Here is an 18,750-nt window from a genome sequence, read left to right as displayed (position 1 = left end):
CTCTTCGGGCGTTCCGTCGTTTCCCTGGCGCAAATCCGGCCGCGTGTATTCGGCCATGATCCGGAGGCCGGACGCGCGTGGCCCCCCGAACCCGGTCGGGCTCAGGTCCTAGGACCTGCCTGGTCCCCTGGCCCGATGCCGCGGCCGCTACGCGCGGTTAGCGTTTCCCGTGTGCTCCAGACGACTCCCGCCACCCCGCGCCCCGAGCCCATCCCCCATGCTGAGGGGGTGAGCAACGACGAGTTCCGCGCAGCACTCGCGCGGCTGGCCGCCGGAGTGGTGCTGGTCACCGCGCAGGAGCCGCCCCTCGACGAGGAGGGCCGCGGCGAGGACGTCGGGATGACGGCCACCGCCTTCATGTCCGTCTCCCTGGACCCGCCCCTGGTGATGGTGAGCCTGCGCAACGGCTCCCGGATGGACGACCTGCTAGACGAGCAGCCCCTGTGGGCCGTCTCCGTCCTGGCGGCGAGCCAGCGGCACATCGCGGGGCGGTTCGCCATGAAGGGCCGGATCAGCGACCGGCTGCTCTTCCAGGACCTGGCGTACGTACGGGGCGAGGTGAGCCACGCGCCCCTGATCGGCGGGGCGCTGGCCACGCTGGAGTGCCGTACGGAGCAGCGCGTGGTGGCCGGTGACCACACCCTGGTGATCGGGCGGGTGCTGACGGCGGAGCTGCCGAGCCCGGAGGGCGACCCGCTGACGTACTTCAAGGGGCGCTACCGGCATCTGGGGTGACGGCCCCTTGGGGGACCCTCCAGGGACCCTGAAGGGAGCGGCCCCGGTGGGTGTGCCGGCGCCGGGCGCGTGGGCCCCGCCCGTCGGCGCCGGGGGCCTGGGCCCCGTCCGCGCTACCAGTCCCGGCCCGAGCGGCCGCGCTTGGTGTCGCCGCGCTGCTTCTTCTCGCGCAGCCGGCGCTCGTTGATCCCGCGCGGGATCTTGCGCTTGATGCGCGGCTTGGGCGGCGGCGCCGTGGCCTCGGCCAGGAGGGCCGCGAGCCGGACGGCGGCCGTCTCGCGGTTGCGCCACTGGGAGCGGTGCTCGGAGGCCCGTACGGAGACGACCCCACCCACCAGCCTGCCCGCCAGCCGCTCCAGCGCCCGCGCCTTCCACACCTCGGGGAGCGCGTCGGTCGCCGCGAGGTCGAAGCGCAGCTCCACCTGGGAGTCGCTGGTGTTGACGTGCTGGCCGCCGGGCCCGGAGGAGCGCGAGAAACGCCACATGAGCTCGGCCTCCGGGAGGGAGACCGAGCCGCGGATGACATAGGGCCCGGACATGACACCCATGTTCCCCGCTCCACGCCCGGTCCGTCACCTTCTTTTGCGCCGGACTCCCCGTTTCCGACGCCTCTTCAGGAGGAAGTTCGGCAAAGAAAGTAAAGAGAACAGGAACCTCATGGTCTGCTGACTGCGTTATGACGGGTGACGGTAGCTTTCGTGATGGCACGAACGCCCGCACACGACGAGGAAAGGGACTTCCCATGGCTGTAAGCCTGTCCAAGGGCGGCAACGTCTCGCTCACCAAGGAGGCCCCGGGCCTGACCGCCGTCACGGTCGGCCTCGGCTGGGACGTCCGCACCACCACCGGCACCGACTTCGACCTCGACGCCTCGGCGATCGCGGTCAACACCGACGGCAAGGTCGTCTCCGACGGCCACTTCGTCTTCTTCAACAACAAGTCGACGCCGGACCAGACCATCGTGCACACCGGTGACAACGTCACGGGTGAGGGCGAGGGCGACGACGAGCAGATCAACGTCAACCTGGCGGGTCTGCCGGCCGACGTCGACAAGATCGTCTTCCCGGTCTCCATCTACGACGCCGAGACCCGCAGCCAGAACTTCGGCCAGGTCCGCAACGCGTTCATCCGCATCCTCAACCAGGCAGGCGGCGCCGAGATCGCCCGCTACGACCTGAGCGAGGACGCCGCCACCGAGACCGCCATGGTCTTCGGCGAGCTCTACCGCAACGGTGCCGAGTGGAAGTTCCGCGCGGTCGGCCAGGGTTACGCCTCCGGCCTCAGCGGCATCGCCCGCGACTTCGGCGTCAACCTCTGACCCGAGCCGCACCTCGTCTCCACATCTTCACCGGGAGCCCCCGGCCGCCTGCGCGGCCGGGGGCTTCCCGCGTGTGACATGACGTGACGTCAATTCGCATGTACGGCACCGTGTACGGCACAGCGAAATCACTCCAGCCCACCGAATACCGGACACCCGGGCACCCCAGTCGGACAAGAACTGGTCAAAAAGTTGTGAGGTAATTGTCGGCACACCGTCAACTTCGCTCATTCGGTGGCACGCTCTCCGCTCGTAGTCCCCCCACAGGACGACCAACGGAGAACACACATGAACCTCCACACCACCCCCCACAACTCCCGCACCGCGCGGACCACTCGCACCACCCGTCGGCTCGCAGCACTCGCGGCGGTCGCCGCGATGGTGGTCGCCGGAGTGCAGACCGGTTCCGCGGTCGCCACCCCCGGCGGGAGCGACGCCCCCTCGGCGGCGCCCTCCACGGCCGCCGCGCTCGGCGTCAACTCCTCGGCCCAGCGCGCCACGGCCATCAAGTCGGCGCAGGCCGAGACCGCTTCGGCGGCGAAGGCCCTGAAGCTCGGCGGCAGCGAGAAGCTGATCGTCCGTGACGTCATCACCGACGCCAAGGGCACCGTCCACACCCGCTACGAGCGCACCTACGACGGCCTGCCCGTCCTCGGCGGCGACCTCGTCACCCACACCGCCGCCGACGGCACGCTCAAGAGCGTCGACAAGGCGACGGACGCGAAGATAGCCGTGGCCTCGACCACACCGAAGCTGAAGAGCGCGGCGGCCGACGCCCGCAAGGTCATCTGGGCGGGCGGCGACGGGAACCCCGTCCTCGCCTTCGAGACCGTCAAGACCGGTGTGCAGAAGGACGGCACGCCCAGCCGCGTCCACACCATCACCGACGCCACGACCGGCAAGAAGCTGCACAGCTACGAGGCGATCGAGACCGGCACCGGCCACAGCCAGTACAGCGGCGAGGTCGAACTCAGCACCACGAAGAGCGGCTCCGGCTTCGAGCTGACCGACGGCGACCGCGGCGGCCACAAGACGTACGACCTGAACCAGGGCTCCTCAGGCACCGGCGAACTCGTCACGGACGACGACGACACCTGGGGCGACGGCACGGGCGAGGACCGGCAGACCGCCGCCGTCGACGCCCACTACGGCGCCGCGAAGACCTGGGACTTCTACAAGACGGCGCTCGGCCGGGACGGCATCGCGGGCGACGGCAAGGCCGCCTACTCCCGCGTCCACTACGGCAACGCGTACGTCAACGCCTTCTGGGACGACAGCTGCTTCTGCATGACGTACGGCGACGGCGAGGGCAACAAGAACGCGCTCACCGCCATCGACGTCGCGGGCCACGAGATGACCCACGGCCTCACCTCCGCCACCGCCAACCTGGACTACGCGGGCGAGTCCGGCGGTCTCAACGAGGCGACCAGCGACATCCTCGGCACCTCGGTGGAGTTCTTCGCCGACAACGCCTCGGACGCCGGGGACTACCTCATCGGCGAGAAGATCGACATCAACGGCGACGGCACCCCGCTGCGCTACATGGACCAGCCCAGCAAGGACGGCAGCTCGGCCGACTACTGGGACGAGGACCTCGGCAACCTGGACGTCCACCACTCCTCCGGCGTCGCCAACCACTTCTTCTACCTGCTCGCCGAGGGCAGCGGGAAGAAGACGATCAACGGCGTCGACTACGACTCCCCGACCTCCGACGGCTCCACGCTGACGGGCATCGGCCGGGAGAAGGCGTACCAGATCTGGTACAAGGCGCTCTCCGTCTACATGACCTCCACCACCGACTACGCGGGCGCGCGCGTCGCGACCGAGAAGGCGGCGACCGACCTGTTCGGCGCGGACAGCGAGGAGCTGAAGGCGGTCTCGGCCACCTGGACCGGGGTCAACGTCAAGTAACACCTGCGGTGCGGAACGCGGAAGCCGGTCAGCCCTTCACGGGTGGCCGGCTTTCGCCGTACAGCCAGGTGTCCCACAGCGCGGTGAGGTCCTGGCCCGTCTCCTCCTCGACGTACGCGGTGAAGTCGGCGGTCGACGCGTTCCCGTGCCGGTGCGCCTTCGTCCACCCCTTGACCAGGGCGAAGAACGCCGCGTCGTCGTCGATCGCGAGCCGGATACGGTGGACGACCATCGCGCCCCGCGCGTACACCGGCGGCTCGAACAGATCGGCGGCGCCCGGCGGATCGGCGGGCGGGAACGACCAGTTGGCGTCGTCCGCGTACGCCGCCTCGAAGCTCTTCCGGACCGGTACGTCCTCGTGGTCGGCGGCCCAGAGCCACTCCGCGTACGTGGCGAACCCCTCGTTGAGCCACAGGTCCCGCCAGGTCGCGGGGGTGACGGAGTTCCCGAACCACTGGTGGGCCAGCTCGTGGACGAGGAGCGCGGTGTCGGGCGGGCCGGGGAAGACGGGCCGGTTCTGGGTCTCCAGCGCGTACGCCGAGTCGCCCTCGCGCTCCACGATCGCCCCGGCGGAGGTGAAGGGGTACGGGCCGAACTTCTCCGCCGACCACGCCAGTACGGCCGGGATCTCCTCCAGCACGTCCTTGCTCGCGGCCGCCGACTCCGGGTCCACGGCGGTGAACAGCCGGATGCCGTCGGGCGTGCGCGACTGCCGGGTGGTGAACCGGCCGACGGCGACGGTCGCCAGATAGCTGGCCATCGGTTCGGTGGTGCGCCAGTGGTAGGCGGTACGGCCGTCGGCGGTGCTCCGGGAGACCAGCTCCCCGTTGGAGACGGCCGTCAGCGGGTCGGGGACGGTGACCTCGATGTCGTACGCGGCCTTGTCGCTCGGGTGGTGGTTGCCGGGGAACCAGGCCATCGACCCGGCCGGCTCCCCGAGGGCGACCGCGCCGTCCGCCGTCCGCAGCCAGCCCTCCTCCCCGCCGTCCGCGTCCTTGATGGCCTGCGGGGAGCCGGAGTAGCGCACGACGGTGGTGAACGTGCGCCCCTTGCGCAGCCGGTCCTCCACGGCGGCGCCCGGCCGGATCGTCAGCTCCTTGCCCGCCCGGTTCACGGACGCCCGGCGCCCCTCCACCGTGGCGCCCTCGACATCGAGTCCGGCCAGGTCGAGGTGGAAGGCGCTCAGGTCCTGGGTGGCGCGCGCGGTGATCGTGGCCGTACCGCGCAGCCGGTTCGCGGCCGGGTCGACGTCGAGTTCCAGGCCGTAGTGGGTGACGTCGTAGCCGCCGTTGCCGAGCCCCGGGAAGTAGGGGTCGCGGAGCCCGACAGCTCCCGGGGTGCCCTCGACCCCGCCGGAACAGCCCGCACCGAGGAGGGCCAGGGCCAGGAGGAGGGGGACGGCGGCCGGGCGAGGGAGGTTCACCGGACGATCGTAGGCGCCGGGTTCGGTGCGGTGCGCCGTGAAGGGGGAGGGGAAGGAGCCGCCCGCCCCGGGGGACGGGCGGACGGCTCCCGACTCAGAGGATGGCGATACCGAGGGGTCGGTTGCCTGCTTCCAGCCGGACCGGCTTGTTTTTCTGGTCGGTGGTGCTGTGGGCGCCGTTGTCGCCGTCCGGGCCGTCCTCGCCGGTCTTGCCGCCCTCGCCGCCCTGGCCGTCTTCCAGGTCCACGACGGTGATCCCGTTCCAGTACCCGTCGCGGGTGAACCCGCCGGTGACGTACGCCGTTCGGCCGTCCGCCGACACCGCCACGTCCTCGTGCGGCCCGTCCAGCGGGACGACCCGCTCCTTGCCGTCGGGGGTGCGGACGGTGAGCGAGGCGGCCTCGTCGTCCGCGCCGATCGGGCCGGTGCCGACGACGAGGAGGGTGCCGTCGGGGGTGAGGGCCGCACCGTGCTGGTGGGTGTCGGCCGTCATCGGCTCGGTCTCCACCTTCCCCGTACGCGGGTCGAGGACCGCGAGCCGCTCCCCCTCGAAGGGCAGGAGCAGCTTGCCGTCCCGGGGGCGTACGACGGCGTAGTGCGGCTTCAGCCAGGAGCCGAGCCCGCCCTCGGTGCCGTACGGGGCGACTTCCATGCGCCGCGTCCGCAGGGTGCCCGTGTCGACCGCCGTCACGTCGAAGGAGTCGTGGCCGGTGGCGTACACCTCGCGGCCGTCCGGCGAGACGTCCACGTCGAAGGGGCGGCGGCCGACCGGAGCGGCCCCGGTGACCTCGCTGGTCGCGGTGTCGATGACCTCCACCGTGCCGTCGCCGCCGGGCACGTTGACCCCGACGTAGACGTGCCGGCCGTCGGGGGCCAGGGCGATGCCCATGCCGCCGCCCCGGTACTCGCCGGTGGTGACGGGCCCGGTCTCCGTCTCGTACGGGATGGTCGCGAGCCGGGTCCGCCGCTGCGTGTCCACCACGGCGACGCCTTCGGCGGTGGCCACCCATGCCCGGCCGTCCTCGCCGACGACGAGCCCGTAGGGGGCGGTGCCGACCACGACGGAGGCGATGGGCCGACCGACCTTGCCGGACCCGTCGCGTCCGGGGTCCACAAAGGTCACGGTGTCGCTGCCGAAGTCGGCTACGAGGAGGGTGCCTTTGGGGGTGGTTCCCGTTGCGTCGGGGGCGGCGGACGCGGTCGTTCCGGTCGTGTCCGGGGCGGCCTCCGGCGCACCGGAAGCGCACCCGGCGAGGACGGCGGCCGCGGTGAACGCCAGCGTGAACCGGCGTGCGCGGAGGGCGTTCATGGACCTCTCCGTTCCGTGCGTACGAGGGTGGCTGCCGGAGTTCCGTGCGTACGGGGTGACTACCGGGTGAGGGAGGCGACGCCCGCCTGGGCGAACTTCTCGTCGAGGTCGCCGCTGGGCGCGCCCGCCACGCCGATGCCCGCCACGGGGGCGCCCTTGACCTGCACCGGGGCGCCGCCCGCGAGGAACAGGGTGCCAGGGATGTCCTTCAGGTTCGGGGCCTGCTCCAGGCGCCCCGCCAGCTCGGAGGTGGGGGCGTTCCAGGAGACGGCGGTGAACGCCTTCTTCACGGCGGACTCGGGGGACTGCGGGCCGGCGCCGTCGCCGCGCAGGGTCACGATGGTGTTGCCGTTGCGGTCGACGACGGCGACCGAGACGCGCTGGTTCTCCTTCTTCGCGGCGTCCAGCGTCGCCTGCGCGGCCTTGGTGGCTGCGGCCACGGTGAGGTGGGTGCTCTGCTGGAGGTTGCGGTTGTCCGTGTCGGCCTTGACCGCCGCGGCGGGGGCGGCGGCCGGGGCGGAGGCGCTCGCGGAGACGGCGCCGAAGGTCCCGGCCCCGAGGGCGGCGACGGCGACGGTACCGGTGAGGACGCGGGCACGCAGCGACAGCTTCTTCATGGTGGCTCCTTGGTGGTTTCCGGGCGGCCCGACGACGCGGACACGCGGCCCGATCGGTGGTCCGGCCGGGCGTTTCGCTCTCTGCCGTCGATCCTCCCGGCACACCCGGCCCCGTACGGTCGACGTACCGGCTGCAACGGGGGCGCGGGACGGCTGACGCCCCTGTCGGCCGATCGGTTGATGCGGGGGTGGCCGGGCCGGGTCACCATGGGGGGATCTGCGCAGGTCAACGAGGGAACGTGAGGTACAGGGTGGAGCACCGGAGCGGTGCACGGGAGGCGGAGGGGGACGGCACGGCCACCGGCCCCGACCCCGACGCTCGCTGGCTCGCGCTCCTCATGCACGCCGCGTTCTTCCTGCTGCTCGGCGCCTCGCTGACCCGGTTCCTGATGCGGCACCCGGGCGAGGCCCGTACGCCGTGGATCATCGCGCTGTCGATCACGCTGGCCGTGCTCTACCTCCTGGGCCCCGTCCTCGGCTCGCGCCCCACCCCGCGCCGGCTAACCTGGCTCGGGGTGCTCGTCGCCGTGTGGATGGTGCTGGTCGTGCTGGCGCCGAGCTTCGCGTGGTGTGCGGTGCCGCTGTTCTACACCGGGCTGCGCATCCTGCCGCCGCGCGCGGCGCTCGCGCTGGTCGCGCTGCTGACCGCGTTCGTGGTGGCCGCGCAACTGCGCCTGGCCACCGGGTTCGACCCGAACCTGGTGCTGGCCCCGCCCGCCGTGGCGGCCGTCGCCACCGCCGTATTCGTCCATATGCAGCGGCAGGCCGTACGCCAGCGGGAACTGGCGGCACGTCAGCGCGAGCTGATCGACGACCTGCTGCGCACCCGGCGCGAACTGGCCGCCACCGAGCGGCGCGAGGGGACCCTCGCCGAGCGCCAGCGGCTCTCCATGGAGATCCACGACACCCTGGCGCAGGGCCTGTCCAGCCAGCAGATGCTGCTCCAGGCCGCCGACCGCACCTGGGACGCGGACCCGGACGCCGCCCGCCGCCACGTCCGTACGGCCACGGGCATCGCGGAACGCAACCTCGCCGAGGCCCGCCGCTTCGTCCACGACCTGGCCCCGGCCGACCTGGCGGAGGGCGGCGGCCTGGAGTCGGCCCTGCACGCACTGGCGGCCCGCGAAACGGCCCAGGCACAGGGGGCGCTCACCGTCCGCTGCCATGTGGAGGGCACCCCGCACGCCCCGCTGCCGGACCGGGTGCAGTCCGCGCTGCTGCGGATCGCCCAGGGGGCCCTCGCCAACGTACGGGAGCACGCGGGTGCCACCGCCGCCGGTCTGACCCTGACCCACCTGGACGACCGGGTGGTCCTGGACATCGGCGACAACGGCCGCGGCTTCACGCCGGAGCGGGCCGGGGTGCGCGACGAACACGCCGTACGGGGCCACGGGCTCCCCGCGATCCGGGCCCGCGTGCAGCAGCTCGGCGGAACGCTGACGATCGAGTCGGCGCCGGGCGAGGGCACGGTGCTTTCGGCCGAGGTCCCGCTCACGCCCACCGACCTGACCGCTCCCACCGCCCCGGAGGCCCCCGCATGACCGGCCAAGGCAGCCCGCAGACGCCCCCCGCTCCCGTACGCATCCTGCTCTGCGACGACCACGTGGTCGTCCGCGCCGGCCTGCTCGCCCTCCTCGGCAGCGAACCGGACATCGAGGTCGTCGGCGAGGCGGGCAGCGGCGAGGAGGCGGTGGTGCTCGCCGCCCGCCTCACCCCGGACGTCGTCCTCATGGACCTCCAGCTCGGCGAGGGCATCGACGGCGTCGAGGCGACCCGCCGCATCGCGGCCGAAGGCACGGTCCACGTCCTGGTGCTGACCACGTACGACACCGACGCCGACATCACCCGGGCCATCGAGGCGGGGGCCACCGGCTACCTGCTGAAGGCGGAACGCCCGGAGGAGCTGTTCGCCGCCATCCGCTCGGCCGCCCAGGGCCGCACCACCCTCTCGGCCCCCGTGGCCAGCCGGGTCATGGCCCGCATGCGCAGCCCCCGCCCCACCCTCACCGACCGCGAACGCGACATCCTGGCCCAGCTCTCCCAGGGCCTCGGCAACCGCGACATCGCCCGCGCCCTGTTCATCAGCGAGGCCACGGTCAAGACCCACCTGGGCCGCATCTACGACAAACTCGGCGTCGACACCCGCGCGGGCGCGGTGGCGGTGGCCAAGGAACAGCGGCTGCTGCCGTGACCCGGCCGGGCCAGGGCCGTGACACGGCCGGGCCAGGCCTTTGCCGTCAGCTCTCGTCGACCACCGCGTCGGCGGTGGGCGCGGTGATGGCACGCTCGAACCACACGTCGAGTACGGCGAGGCTCGGGGGCTTCTTCAGGCCGGTACGGATGGACTCAGCTGCCCACTCGGCCGTCCCCTTGTCCCGGCAGAGGACCAGCTGAGGCGAACTGACCATATGCCGGAGACCAGGGACCTGCCCGCATGCGCATGAGGCATATGCATTCCCGTTCGCCCGATCGTGTCGGCCCGCCCCGACCGGGCATGACACCATCGATCCGTGCTCGACATCGGCTACTCCCTCTCCCGCCGCTTCCCCGACCCCCCGCAGACCGACTACCGCCGCGCGGACGTCCGCGCGCTGCGGCACGATCTGTTCTCCGGGGACGTCTACCTCGCGGACACCAAGGCGGACCGTGAGGTGTCCACAGCCTGGGGGTGGGTTCCGGTGCTGGACTTCGCGTGGGCGCTGTGCGACATCGTGGAGCAGATCGACCAGGATCCCCGGGGCAACCGCTCGCACCGGCGGCAGTACGCGGAGCTGGACTTCACCGAGTCGTCCGACGTCATGATCTTCGAGCGGCGCTTCGGGTGGGTCGACGTCGAGGCGGACTGGATGCCCGGCGACGAGCCCCCGCTCACCTTCAGCCACTCCCTGCTGCGCCGCGAGGCCCGGGACTTCCTGCACGACCTGATCGCCGACCTGGCCGACATGCACGACGGCCTCGCCGACAACCCGGTGATCTGGGACCTCCAGGCCCGCTTCCCCCGGCTCTGACCGCGCCCCGCGTACGCCTCACGCCTCCACCCGCACCCCGATCTGCGCCGCGAACGCGGGGGCCAGCTCCATCAGCTGGGACGGGCTGATCACCGCGCCCGCCAGCCGCTCCACCCCGCGCGCGATGTCCAGCTCGGCCACCGTCCGCAGGTCCACGGAGTCCATGCGCACCGCGCTGAAGTCGGCCCGCTTCAGCACACAGTCCCGGAACTCCACCCGCACCAGGTGCGCGTCGCCGAAGTCGGGCTCGGAGAGCACACAGCCCTCGAAGACCACGTCCTTCAGCCGGGCCTTGCGCAGGTTCAGGTAGTCGATCTTCCCGCCGCGCACCACCACCCGCTCCAGCACCGCCCCGTGCAGCTGCACCCCGCCGAGCCGCGCGTCCACCACCTCCACGTCCCGCAGCGACGCCTCCGAGAGGTCGGTGCCCACGCCCCGTACGCCCGTCAGGACCGAGTCCATGAAGCGGGCCCGCGCCAGCTCCGTACGGTCCAGGGCGCAGCCCTCCAGCGCGCAGTCCATGAACCGCGCGCCCGGTCCCGACGCGTCCGCCAGGTCCGTCCCGTCGAACCGCACCCCGTCGTAGTCGCCGTCCGGCTCCAGCCCCTCGCCGTCGTACGGGACGAGGGGCGGCAGCCGCACCTCCGGGCGCCGCGCCGCCGCGATGGTGTCCTTGGTGCCCTTCTTGGCCCTGGTCGTCCTGCCCGTGCTCGTCGCCATGCCCCCCATCGTGACGTACGCCACTGACAACGCCCCCAGCCCCGGTCGGGCAGCCCCATGTCACGCGCCACCGCCCCCGATCCGTCGCATCATCAAAGACGCGAAGGAGTTCCCGCCATGGAGCACATCCACCGCCAGACCCGCACCGACGTCCACGTCCATGTCATCGGCGGCGGCCTCGCCGGGCTCACCGCCGCCATCACCGCGGCCGAATCGGGCGCCCGGGTCACCCTGTACGAGGGCCACCGGACGCTCGGCGGCCGGGCCAGGACCACCGACGGGCCGTACCGCACCAACGAGGGGCCGCACGCCCTGTACCGGGGCGGGCCGCACTGGGCGTGGCTGGCCCGGCGCGATCTGCTCGGGTCCGTCGTCTCCGTACCGCCCCTCGAAGCCCTCCGCTTCCGCTTCCGGCGCGCGGGCGCGCTCCGCCGGGTCCCGCCCGCCGCTCTGCTGCGGCTCGCCCGTCGCAGCCCCCGCACCGCCCCCGTGGACGCCGACTTCCGGAGCTGGGCCGCCGGCCAGGTCGGGGACGAGGGCGCCCGGGCCGCCGCGCACTTCGCCGCCGCCGCGCTCTTCCACCACGACCCCGGCGCGCTCTCCGCCCGGTTCGTCCAGGAGCGCCTGCACCGGCTCTCCTCGCTCCCGCCCGAGGCCCGCTACCCGGTCGGCGGCTGGGCGCGGCCCGTCGACCGGATGGCCGGGCACGCCCGCGGCCTCGGGGTCGCCGTCGAGACGGCCGCCCGCGTCGACACCCGTACGCTCGGCGAGCTGGCCCGTACCGGACCGGTCGTCGTCGCCACCTCCCTCGGCGCCGCCCGCACCCTCCTCGACGACGCCTCCCTCACCTGGGAGAGCGGCCGCACCGTCCTCGTGGACCTGGCCGTGCGCACCCGGCGCGGCGACGCGTTCGTCGTGTCGGATCTGGACGCGCCCGGCTGGGTCGAACGGTTCACCGCCCAGGACCCCGGCCTCGCCCCGGCCGGGGAGCAGCTGCTCCAGGGCCAGTTCCCGATCGGGCCCGACGCGCGCAGGGCCGAGGGGACCGCCCGCGCCGAGGAGCTCCTCGACCTCGGCTTCCCCGGCTGGCGGGAGCGCACCACCCGGCGCACCGAGGCCCTGGCCGACGGCCGCACCGGGGCCGTCGACCGCCCCGGCACCACCTGGCGGGACCGGCCCGCGATCGTCCGGGGCGACGGCATCTTCCTGGCGGGCGACCAGGTCGCCGCCCCCGGGCTCCTCAGCGAGGCCTCCTTCACCAGCGGCATCGAAGCCGCGCTGCTCGCCGTGAAGGCCGCCGGACCACGCTCCGGGCAGCGCTCCGGATACGGGGTTGACCTCAACCGAACCTGAGGTACGAGGCTGAGGGCACCGCCCGCCCACCTGGGGGCACGCCCGCCCGGGCCGCCCCGCAGCCAGCGCGGGCAGTCCCGCAGCCCGCAGCCCGAGGGAGCCCTTCATGTACGCCATCCGCCTCCACACCTTCGGCCCCGCCGAGAACCTCTCGTACGAACGGACCGAGGACCCCGTACCCGGCCCCGGCCAGGTCCGCATCGCCGTCGAGGCCGCCGGCGTGCACCTCCTGGACACCGCGCTGCGGGAAGGGCACACCGGCCCCTTCCCCGCCCCCGCCGCGCTTCCCACCATCCCCGGCCGCGAGGTCGCCGGGACGGTCGAGTCGCTCGGCGAGGGCACCGGCCCCGGCTGGCTCGGCAAGCGCGTCGTCGCCCACATCGGCACGGCGCCGGGCGGGTACGCCGAACTCACCGTCACCAAGGCCGATAAGCTCCACGAGATCCCCGGCGACCTCGGCGCCGCCGAAGCCGTCGCCATGATCGGCACCGGCCGCACCGCCCTCGGCATCCTCTCCTTCACCGACCTCGGCCCCGACTCCGTGGCCGTCGTCACCGCGGCGGCGGGCGGGATCGGCACCCTCATCGTCCAGTACGCCAAGAGCGCCGGAGCCACCGTGATCGCCCTGGCCGGCGGCCCCGCCAAGGTCGCCCGGGCGGAGGCGAACGGCGCCGACCTCGCCCTCGACTACACCCTCCCGAACTGGCCCGACCACGCCCGCGCCTTCCTCGACGCGACCGGCCTGTGGGCCACCGTCGTCTACGACTCCGTCGGCGGGACCACCGCCCGCAGCGCGGTCGACCTGCTCGGCAAGGGCGGGCAGCACGTCGTCTACGGCTGGTCCGGCGAGGGCCTCCACGACGGGAAGCCCCTCACCTTCACCCCGGAGGAGCTGGCCGGACGCGCCATCACCTCCGGCTCCGTCCTCGGGCCCCAGCTGGTCGAGAGGGGCGGCGGCCTGCGCGTCCTGGAGACCCGCGCCCTCGCCGAGGCGGCGGCGGGCCGGCTGCGCCCCGCCGTCCAGCGCTACCCGCTCGCGGAAGCGGCCGCCGCGCACCGGGCGCTGGAGACGCGCGGCACGACCGGCAAGGTGGTGCTGGAGCCGTGAGGCGGTGGGGCCATGACGCCACTGGGCCCCGAAGTCCCGGGGCCGCGGCGTCGTGACCCCGCGACCCCGTAACGCCATAACCCCGTGCCGCCATGACCCCGTGCTCCCGTGCTCCCGTAACGCCGTAACGCCGTAACGCCGTAACGCCGTAAGAGCGTGCCGGGCAGCGTCCCTCAGGCCCCCACCCGGCCGCCCGCCGCCCCCAGCCGCCCCAACGCCCCGCCCGTCAACCGGTACACCGTCCACTCGTCCTGCGCCCGCGCGCCCAGGGACTCGTAGAACGCGATGGACGGGGCGTTCCAGTTGAGCACCGACCACTCCAGCCGCTCGTACCCGCGCTCCACACAGATCCGCGCCAACTCCGCCAGCAGCGCCTTGCCGTGGCCGCCGCCGCGCCGGTCCGGGCGGACGTACAGGTCCTCCAGGTAGATCCCGTGCACCCCGCGCCAGGTGGAGAAGTTCAGGAACCACAGGGCGAAGCCGACCACTTCGCCGCCGTCCTCCCCGGCCGTCGCCACATGCGCGTACGCGGCGGGGCGCTCGCCGAACAGCGCCTCCCTCAACTGCTCCTGGGAGGCGACCACTTCGTCGAGGGACTTCTCGTACGCGGCGAGTTCACGCACCAGGGCGTGCAGGACAGGGACGTCGTCGGGCGTAGCGGTACGGATCACGGGGTCAGCGTAGACAGCCCTCCCGGCCTCACCCCGCCCCCAGCAGCCGCCGCGCGATCTCCGCGTGGTCCGGGGCCAGTTCGCGCTCCCCGTCCCCGGTCCCCCACACCGCGTTCTGGAGCACCCGCCCCAGCGTCCAGGCCCGCGCGCGCTCCCGGTCCCGCTCCATGCCCAGCGCCTCCGTCAACGCGTCGAACCGCCACACCACCTCCCCGGCGTCGAACAGGTTGTCCAGCGCCGGGAACAGCTCGAACCCCGGGTCCCCCGCCAGCGGCTTGGGGTCCAGGGCCACCCACTCCCCCGCCCGCCCCGCGTCCGCGCGGCCCGCCAGGATGTTGTCGTAGTGCAGGTCCCAGTGGAGCAGCCGGTCCCCCGGCTCGCCCGCCACCTCCCCTACCGCCGCAGCGCAGTCCGCGAGCAGCCGCCGCTCCGCCGCGTCCGCCAGCCGCCCCACCGCCTCCGGAGCCGCCGCCAGCATCCGCTCCACCGCGTCGCCCAGGGTGCGCAGCCCCTCCGGCGCGGGGACCGCCGCCAGCCGGGCCAGCACCCCGCCGAGCACCGCCACCGCGCGCCGGGCGTCGGCCACCTCGCCCACGAGACGGCTCCCCCCGGGGACGCCACCGCCCCCGGCCATTCCCGACAACGGCCGCCCCTCGTCCAGCCGTTCGAGCAGCAGCGCCCCGGTCTCCGGGTCATGGCCGAGCACCCCCACCGCCCCGGCCCCCGCCGTACCCCACGCCCGCAGCGCGACCGGCTCGCCCACCGTCTCCTCGTCCACCAACTGGAGCTTCAGCGCGGCCGGCACCCCGTCCGCCGCCCGCACCACCGGCAGGACCAGCGCGCACATGCCGTACATCGCGGCCCCGTCCCGCCGCAGCCCCCACTCCTCCAGGAACCGGCCGGCGAGGCCCGGCAGCGCGGCGACGAAGGCCCGCCCCGCCGCGCCGTTGTATGCGTACTGAGTGGCGATCAGTTCGTCCGGGATGTCGATCACGCCCTGGATCCTAGGGCCGTGCGTCAATCGGACCATGCCCCGAGAACAGCCGGGCCCCGCCGCCGACGGCAGCACACGCGCAACCGACCACCGTCACCACGGCCGCACCCGGCTCACCGCCGTACGCCGCTGGATCGCCACCGCCCCCGGCACGTACAGCTGGCTGGCGGTCCTCCTCGTCACCACCGTCGTCCTGCACCGGATGTCCCCCGCCTTCGAGGAGGAGTTCCTGAGGGACCGCTCCACCAACCTCCACGAGCTGTCGCAGAACCCCCTCCGGGTCCTGGTCGCCAGCGCCCTGTGGATCGACGGCGGCCGGTGGCTCCCGTACGCCGTCCTGTTCACCGTCTTCCACGCCACCGCCGAACACTGGCTGGGCACCCTGCGCTGGCTCGCGGTCGCCGTCACCGCGCACGTCGTGGCCACGCTGGTCAGCGAGGGCGTGCTGGCCTGGGCCATCCGGCACGACCAGGCCCCGCAGTCGGCGGCAACCGCCCTCGACGTCGGGGTGAGTTACGCCCTGGCCGGGGTGGTCGCCGTCCTCACCTACCGGGTGCCCCATCCATGGCGGTACGTCTACGTCTTCGCCGTCCTCGTCGTCTACGGCATCCCCCTGGCCGCCGACGGCCGCACGGTCACCGACCTGGGCCACTTCACCGCCGTACTGACCGGCCTGGCCTGCTACCCCCTCACCCGGACCCGCGCCCGCCGGAAGGCACGGAAGACGGAACACCCCACCGCGCAGTAACGTCCCGCCACACATACGCTCGGCATCACACCGGGCACGGGACACCGGCACACCGGACAGGGACCCCAGGGGCATCATGAGCACCGTCAGTACCGTCAACGGCGGCATATCGTTCTGGTACGCGCAGGAGGGCACACCGGCCCCCCGCGAACCCCTCCCCGGCGACGCGAGCGCCGACGTCTGCATCGTCGGCGGCGGCTACACGGGGCTCTGGACGGCGTACTACCTGAAGAAGGCCGTCCCCTTCCTCAACATCACCGTGCTGGAGGCCAAGTTCTGCGGTTACGGGGCCTCCGGCCGTAACGGCGGCTGGCTGTACAACGGCATCGCGGGCCGCGAACGGTACGCGAAGCTGCACGGCCACGACGCCGCCGTACGGCTCCAGAAGGCGATGAACGAGACGGTCGGCGAGGTCGTCCGGGTGGCCGCCGAGGAGAAGATCGAGGCCGACATCCACCAGGGCGGCGTCCTGGAGGTCGCCCACACCCCGGCCCAGCTCGCCCGCCTCAAGGACTTCCACAGCGTCGAGGTCGCCTTCGGGGAGACCGACCGGGTCCTGCGCGGCGCCCGCGAGACCGCCGAGCGCGTGCATGTCACCGGAGCCGTCGGCTCCACCTGGACCCCGCACGGCGCCCGCCTCCACCCCGCCAAGCTCGTCAAGGGGCTCGCGGACGCCGTGGAGGCGCTCGGCGTCACGATCCACGAGTCGACCCCGGTCACCGAGATCAAGCCCAAGCACGCCGTCACCCCGTACGGCACGGTCCGCGCGCCCTACATCCTGCGCTGCACCGAGGGCTTCACGGCGGGCCTCAAGGGGCTGAAGCGGACCTGGCTGCCGATGAACTCCTCCATGATCGCCACCGAACCGCTCCCCGCCCGCATCTGGGACACCATCGGCTGGGAGGGCCGCGAGACCCTCGGCGACATGGCCCACGCCTACCTCTACGCCCAGCGCACCGCCGACGACCGCATCGCCATCGGCGGCCGCGGCTACCCCTACCGCTACGGCTCCGCCACCGACAACGACGGCCGCACCCAGCCCGCCACCATCGCCGCCCTCCGCGACCTGCTGGTCCGCCTCTTCCCCACCACGGCGGGCGTCCGCATCGACCACGCCTGGTCCGGCGTCCTCGGCGTCCCCCGCGACTGGTGCGCCACCGTCACCCTGGACCGCTCCACGGGCCTCGGCTGGGCGGGCGGGTACGTCGGCTCCGGCGTCGCCACCGCCAACCTCGCCGCCCGCACCCTGCGCGACCTGATCCAGCAGGACTCCGGCCAGGCGGGCCCCACCGACCTGACGACACTTCCCTGGGTCAACCACAAGGTCCGCCGCTGGGAACCGGAACCCTTCCGCTGGCTCGGCGTCCACGGCCTGTACGCCGCCTACCGCGCCGCCGACCGCCGCGAGACGGTCTCCCCGCGCCCCGGCACCGACCCGATCGCCAAGGCGGCGGACCGCATCTCGGGCCGCCACTGACGATCTAGTCGGGCTCCTCGGCCACCAGCACGCCCACCTTGTCGATCCGGTGCTCGGGGTTGCCGAGGCCGTCCCGCCAGAAGTTCCCGGCGGCGTCGTCCTCGGGGGTCGCACAGGTGGAGATCGTGATCATCGCCCGGGTCGGCTCCACGCCGGGCCGCCCCGGCACCTCGGCCCGCTGCTCGGCGAGCGAACGCTCACTGCGGAAGGAGGTCTGCCGGGTGGCGGTGATCTCGTACGTGTACCGGGTGCCGTCCTCGACCACGTACACGGGATCGCCCTTGCCGAGATCCGGCAGATCGCGCAGCACGCCGCCGGCGCTCAGCCGGTGCGCGGTGACGAGGTAGTTGCCGACATCCCCCGGCCCGACCCCGCCCTCCTCCCCGTACGGACTGGAGGCGACGCCCCGGTCCTGGATCCGGCTGCCGGGGACGTCGTCGGTGGTCCCCTCGTACGGCACGACGTCCAGGTCCTCGACGCCGATGGCGGGGATCGCGAGGACGGCGGTCTCGGTACGGGGTTCGGTGCGGTCGGCGGGGGCGGCGGCCGCTCCCACGGTGAGCAGGACGGCGGCACCGGCACAGGCGAGCGCCTCGGGAAGCGTACGAAGACGACGGCGGCGCATGAACTCCCTCCCCATCCATCTCGGGGCCCGTACCTCCAGTACACCAGGACAGGCCCCAGAGCGCCGGACGGGTCAGTCGCGGGAGTCGCGCGGCCAGGGCCGTCCGTCGAGGCGTTCGATGGAGAGGTTCAGCCTGCTGAGCGAGACGGCGAGCTGCTCCGCCTCCTCGGGCGTCCAGTCGGCCATGACCTTCGCCAGGCCCGCCACGTTCCGTTCGCGGTCGCTGTCGAGGCGGCGGGCGCCCTCGTCGGTGATGGCGAACTTGCGGGCGATGCCCCCGTCGGGGTCCGGGATGCGCTCGACGACCCCGGCGCGGAGCATCGCGGCGGTCTGCCGGTTGAGGGTGGAGGCGTCCAGGCCGAAGGCCTCGCTGAGCTGGCTGATGGACATGGGGCCCTCCACCTCGATCCGGCTGAGCAGGATGTAGGCGCTGCGGTCGAGGCGCCACTCGACGCGCGGGGCGAGCAGGTGCATGTACCGGCCGAGCAGCATGGTCTCGCGTTCGATCCGGTCGAGGGGCATGTCCACGCGTACAGGTATATCACGCGAGATATGCATGATACATAAGATGTGCATGATGCACATTCAATGTATCTTGCCTAGCTGAACGTCCGTCCGGCACACCGCGCTCGGGCACACCAGGCCCGCAAGGGCGAGAAGGAGACACCCCGTGGAGAGTTCACCGCCCGCAGCCCAGCCGGGAGGACCGACCGCCGGCCCGGCAGAACCCGCG

Annotated in this window: 20 protein-coding genes; 10 read left to right on the top strand and 10 right to left on the bottom strand. The window is 73.1% G+C overall.

Features of this window, described 5'->3' with window-relative positions:
* Nucleotides 1-228: 228 nt before the first annotated feature.
* On the top strand, nt 229-735 hold the full coding sequence (locus GTY67_RS19140) for a flavin reductase family protein (RefSeq protein WP_093694004.1): 507 nt from the start codon (nt 229-231) through the stop codon (nt 733-735).
* 113 nt (nt 736-848) lie between these two features.
* Here the strand turns inward: GTY67_RS19140 and arfB are convergent, their stop codons facing one another.
* Complete coding sequence (gene arfB, locus GTY67_RS19135) at nt 849-1,283, bottom strand: alternative ribosome rescue aminoacyl-tRNA hydrolase ArfB (protein WP_030088019.1); 435 nt, start codon at nt 1,281-1,283, stop codon at nt 849-851.
* A 194-nt stretch (nt 1,284-1,477) separates the two neighbouring features.
* Here arfB and GTY67_RS19130 point away from each other — a divergent pair, with 194 nt between their 5' ends.
* Together GTY67_RS19130 and GTY67_RS19125 are read left to right on the top strand one after the other, a co-directional pair.
* Nucleotides 1,478-2,053, top strand: coding sequence for a TerD family protein (locus GTY67_RS19130; RefSeq protein WP_093694003.1), 576 nt, complete (start codon nt 1,478-1,480; stop codon nt 2,051-2,053).
* Nucleotides 2,054-2,341: 288 nt separating this feature from the next.
* On the top strand, nt 2,342-3,964 hold the full coding sequence (locus tag GTY67_RS19125; RefSeq protein ID WP_161279464.1) for a M4 family metallopeptidase: 1,623 nt from the start codon (nt 2,342-2,344) through the stop codon (nt 3,962-3,964).
* 28 nt (nt 3,965-3,992) lie between these two features.
* On the opposite strand, the gene GTY67_RS19120 is transcribed toward GTY67_RS19125, so the two are convergent.
* From GTY67_RS19120 to GTY67_RS19110, 3 genes are all read right to left on the bottom strand, one after another.
* Nucleotides 3,993-5,387, bottom strand: coding sequence for a M1 family metallopeptidase (locus GTY67_RS19120; RefSeq protein WP_161279463.1), 1,395 nt, complete (start codon nt 5,385-5,387; stop codon nt 3,993-3,995).
* A 94-nt stretch (nt 5,388-5,481) separates the two neighbouring features.
* On the bottom strand, nt 5,482-6,696 hold the full coding sequence (locus GTY67_RS19115) for a hypothetical protein (RefSeq protein ID WP_161279462.1): 1,215 nt from the start codon (nt 6,694-6,696) through the stop codon (nt 5,482-5,484).
* Between the two features lie 59 nt (nt 6,697-6,755).
* Nucleotides 6,756-7,313 (bottom strand): heme-binding protein, encoded by a 558-nt coding sequence (locus tag GTY67_RS19110; RefSeq protein WP_161279461.1) that lies wholly within the window; start codon nt 7,311-7,313, stop codon nt 6,756-6,758.
* Nucleotides 7,314-7,564: 251 nt separating this feature from the next.
* Between GTY67_RS19110 and GTY67_RS19105 the strand changes: the two genes are divergently transcribed.
* Nucleotides 7,565-8,854 carry a sensor histidine kinase gene (locus tag GTY67_RS19105; RefSeq protein WP_161280171.1) on the top strand — a complete coding sequence of 430 codons (1,290 nt, stop codon included), beginning with the start codon at nt 7,565-7,567 and terminating at the stop codon, nt 8,852-8,854.
* A complete protein-coding gene (locus GTY67_RS19100; RefSeq protein WP_161279460.1) occupies nt 8,851-9,504 on the top strand; it encodes a response regulator transcription factor in 654 nt (217 codons plus the stop codon). Before GTY67_RS19105 ends, GTY67_RS19100 begins: the two co-directional genes overlap by 4 nt.
* Before the next feature lie 46 nt (nt 9,505-9,550).
* Here the strand turns inward: GTY67_RS19100 and GTY67_RS34625 are convergent, their stop codons facing one another.
* On the bottom strand, nt 9,551-9,721 hold the full coding sequence (locus GTY67_RS34625) for a hypothetical protein (RefSeq protein ID WP_176727606.1): 171 nt from the start codon (nt 9,719-9,721) through the stop codon (nt 9,551-9,553).
* Between the two features lie 102 nt (nt 9,722-9,823).
* Here GTY67_RS34625 and GTY67_RS19095 point away from each other — a divergent pair, with 102 nt between their 5' ends.
* Complete coding sequence (locus GTY67_RS19095; RefSeq protein WP_028419539.1) at nt 9,824-10,321, top strand: hypothetical protein; 498 nt, start codon at nt 9,824-9,826, stop codon at nt 10,319-10,321.
* 18 nt (nt 10,322-10,339) lie between these two features.
* On the opposite strand, the gene GTY67_RS19090 is transcribed toward GTY67_RS19095, so the two are convergent.
* Entirely contained in the window at nt 10,340-11,041 is a 702-nt protein-coding gene (locus GTY67_RS19090; protein ID WP_202461494.1) for a pentapeptide repeat-containing protein, read from the bottom strand.
* Nucleotides 11,042-11,158: 117 nt separating this feature from the next.
* Between GTY67_RS19090 and GTY67_RS19085 the strand changes: the two genes are divergently transcribed.
* Complete coding sequence (locus GTY67_RS19085; protein ID WP_161279459.1) at nt 11,159-12,394, top strand: NAD(P)-binding protein; 1,236 nt, start codon at nt 11,159-11,161, stop codon at nt 12,392-12,394.
* Nucleotides 12,395-12,500: 106 nt separating this feature from the next.
* A complete protein-coding gene (locus tag GTY67_RS19080) occupies nt 12,501-13,502 on the top strand; it encodes a zinc-binding dehydrogenase (protein ID WP_161279458.1) in 1,002 nt (333 codons plus the stop codon).
* Nucleotides 13,503-13,675: 173 nt separating this feature from the next.
* Here the strand turns inward: GTY67_RS19080 and GTY67_RS19075 are convergent, their stop codons facing one another.
* On the bottom strand, nt 13,676-14,173 hold the full coding sequence (locus GTY67_RS19075; protein ID WP_093693994.1) for a GNAT family N-acetyltransferase: 498 nt from the start codon (nt 14,171-14,173) through the stop codon (nt 13,676-13,678).
* Between the two features lie 28 nt (nt 14,174-14,201).
* Complete coding sequence (locus GTY67_RS19070; protein ID WP_161279457.1) at nt 14,202-15,167, bottom strand: aminoglycoside phosphotransferase family protein; 966 nt, start codon at nt 15,165-15,167, stop codon at nt 14,202-14,204.
* 34 nt (nt 15,168-15,201) lie between these two features.
* Here GTY67_RS19070 and GTY67_RS19065 point away from each other — a divergent pair, with 34 nt between their 5' ends.
* Nucleotides 15,202-15,915 carry a rhomboid-like protein gene (locus GTY67_RS19065; protein ID WP_161279456.1) on the top strand — a complete coding sequence of 238 codons (714 nt, stop codon included), beginning with the start codon at nt 15,202-15,204 and terminating at the stop codon, nt 15,913-15,915.
* Nucleotides 15,916-15,991: 76 nt separating this feature from the next.
* Entirely contained in the window at nt 15,992-17,392 is a 1,401-nt protein-coding gene (locus GTY67_RS19060) for an FAD-dependent oxidoreductase (RefSeq protein ID WP_161279455.1), read from the top strand.
* A 4-nt stretch (nt 17,393-17,396) separates the two neighbouring features.
* On the opposite strand, the gene GTY67_RS19055 is transcribed toward GTY67_RS19060, so the two are convergent.
* Together GTY67_RS19055 and GTY67_RS19050 are read right to left on the bottom strand one after the other, a co-directional pair.
* Nucleotides 17,397-18,017, bottom strand: a complete 621-nt coding sequence (locus GTY67_RS19055) for a class E sortase (protein WP_161279454.1) — start codon at nt 18,015-18,017, stop codon at nt 17,397-17,399.
* A gap of 72 nt (nt 18,018-18,089) precedes the next feature.
* The gene (locus GTY67_RS19050) at nt 18,090-18,545 is read right to left on the bottom strand and encodes a MarR family transcriptional regulator (RefSeq protein WP_161279453.1); all 456 of its coding nucleotides are present in this window, start codon (nt 18,543-18,545) and stop codon (nt 18,090-18,092) included.
* Nucleotides 18,546-18,750: the final 205 nt, after the last annotated feature.

The sequence above is a fragment of the Streptomyces sp. SID8374 genome (assembly GCF_009865135.1).
Classification (GTDB): domain Bacteria; phylum Actinomycetota; class Actinomycetes; order Streptomycetales; family Streptomycetaceae; genus Streptomyces.
This window is presented reverse-complemented; position numbering and strand designations above follow the sequence as displayed.

Coding starts and splice junctions, on each gene's coding strand:
- GTY67_RS19090 (WP_202461494.1), bottom strand. CDS start 11,041: ATGGCGACGAGCACGGGCAGGACGACCAGGGCCAAGAAGGGCACCAAG.
- GTY67_RS19085 (WP_161279459.1), top strand. CDS start 11,159: ATGGAGCACATCCACCGCCAGACCCGCACCGACGTCCACGTCCATGTC.
- arfB (WP_030088019.1), bottom strand. CDS start 1,283: ATGGGTGTCATGTCCGGGCCCTATGTCATCCGCGGCTCGGTCTCCCTC.
- GTY67_RS19110 (WP_161279461.1), bottom strand. CDS start 7,313: ATGAAGAAGCTGTCGCTGCGTGCCCGCGTCCTCACCGGTACCGTCGCC.
- GTY67_RS19055 (WP_161279454.1), bottom strand. CDS start 18,017: ATGCGCCGCCGTCGTCTTCGTACGCTTCCCGAGGCGCTCGCCTGTGCC.
- GTY67_RS34625 (WP_176727606.1), bottom strand. CDS start 9,721: ATGGTCAGTTCGCCTCAGCTGGTCCTCTGCCGGGACAAGGGGACGGCC.
- GTY67_RS19065 (WP_161279456.1), top strand. CDS start 15,202: ATGCCCCGAGAACAGCCGGGCCCCGCCGCCGACGGCAGCACACGCGCA.
- GTY67_RS19130 (WP_093694003.1), top strand. CDS start 1,478: ATGGCTGTAAGCCTGTCCAAGGGCGGCAACGTCTCGCTCACCAAGGAG.
- GTY67_RS19080 (WP_161279458.1), top strand. CDS start 12,501: ATGTACGCCATCCGCCTCCACACCTTCGGCCCCGCCGAGAACCTCTCG.
- GTY67_RS19060 (WP_161279455.1), top strand. CDS start 15,992: ATGAGCACCGTCAGTACCGTCAACGGCGGCATATCGTTCTGGTACGCG.
- GTY67_RS19100 (WP_161279460.1), top strand. CDS start 8,851: ATGACCGGCCAAGGCAGCCCGCAGACGCCCCCCGCTCCCGTACGCATC.
- GTY67_RS19125 (WP_161279464.1), top strand. CDS start 2,342: ATGAACCTCCACACCACCCCCCACAACTCCCGCACCGCGCGGACCACT.
- GTY67_RS19115 (WP_161279462.1), bottom strand. CDS start 6,696: ATGAACGCCCTCCGCGCACGCCGGTTCACGCTGGCGTTCACCGCGGCC.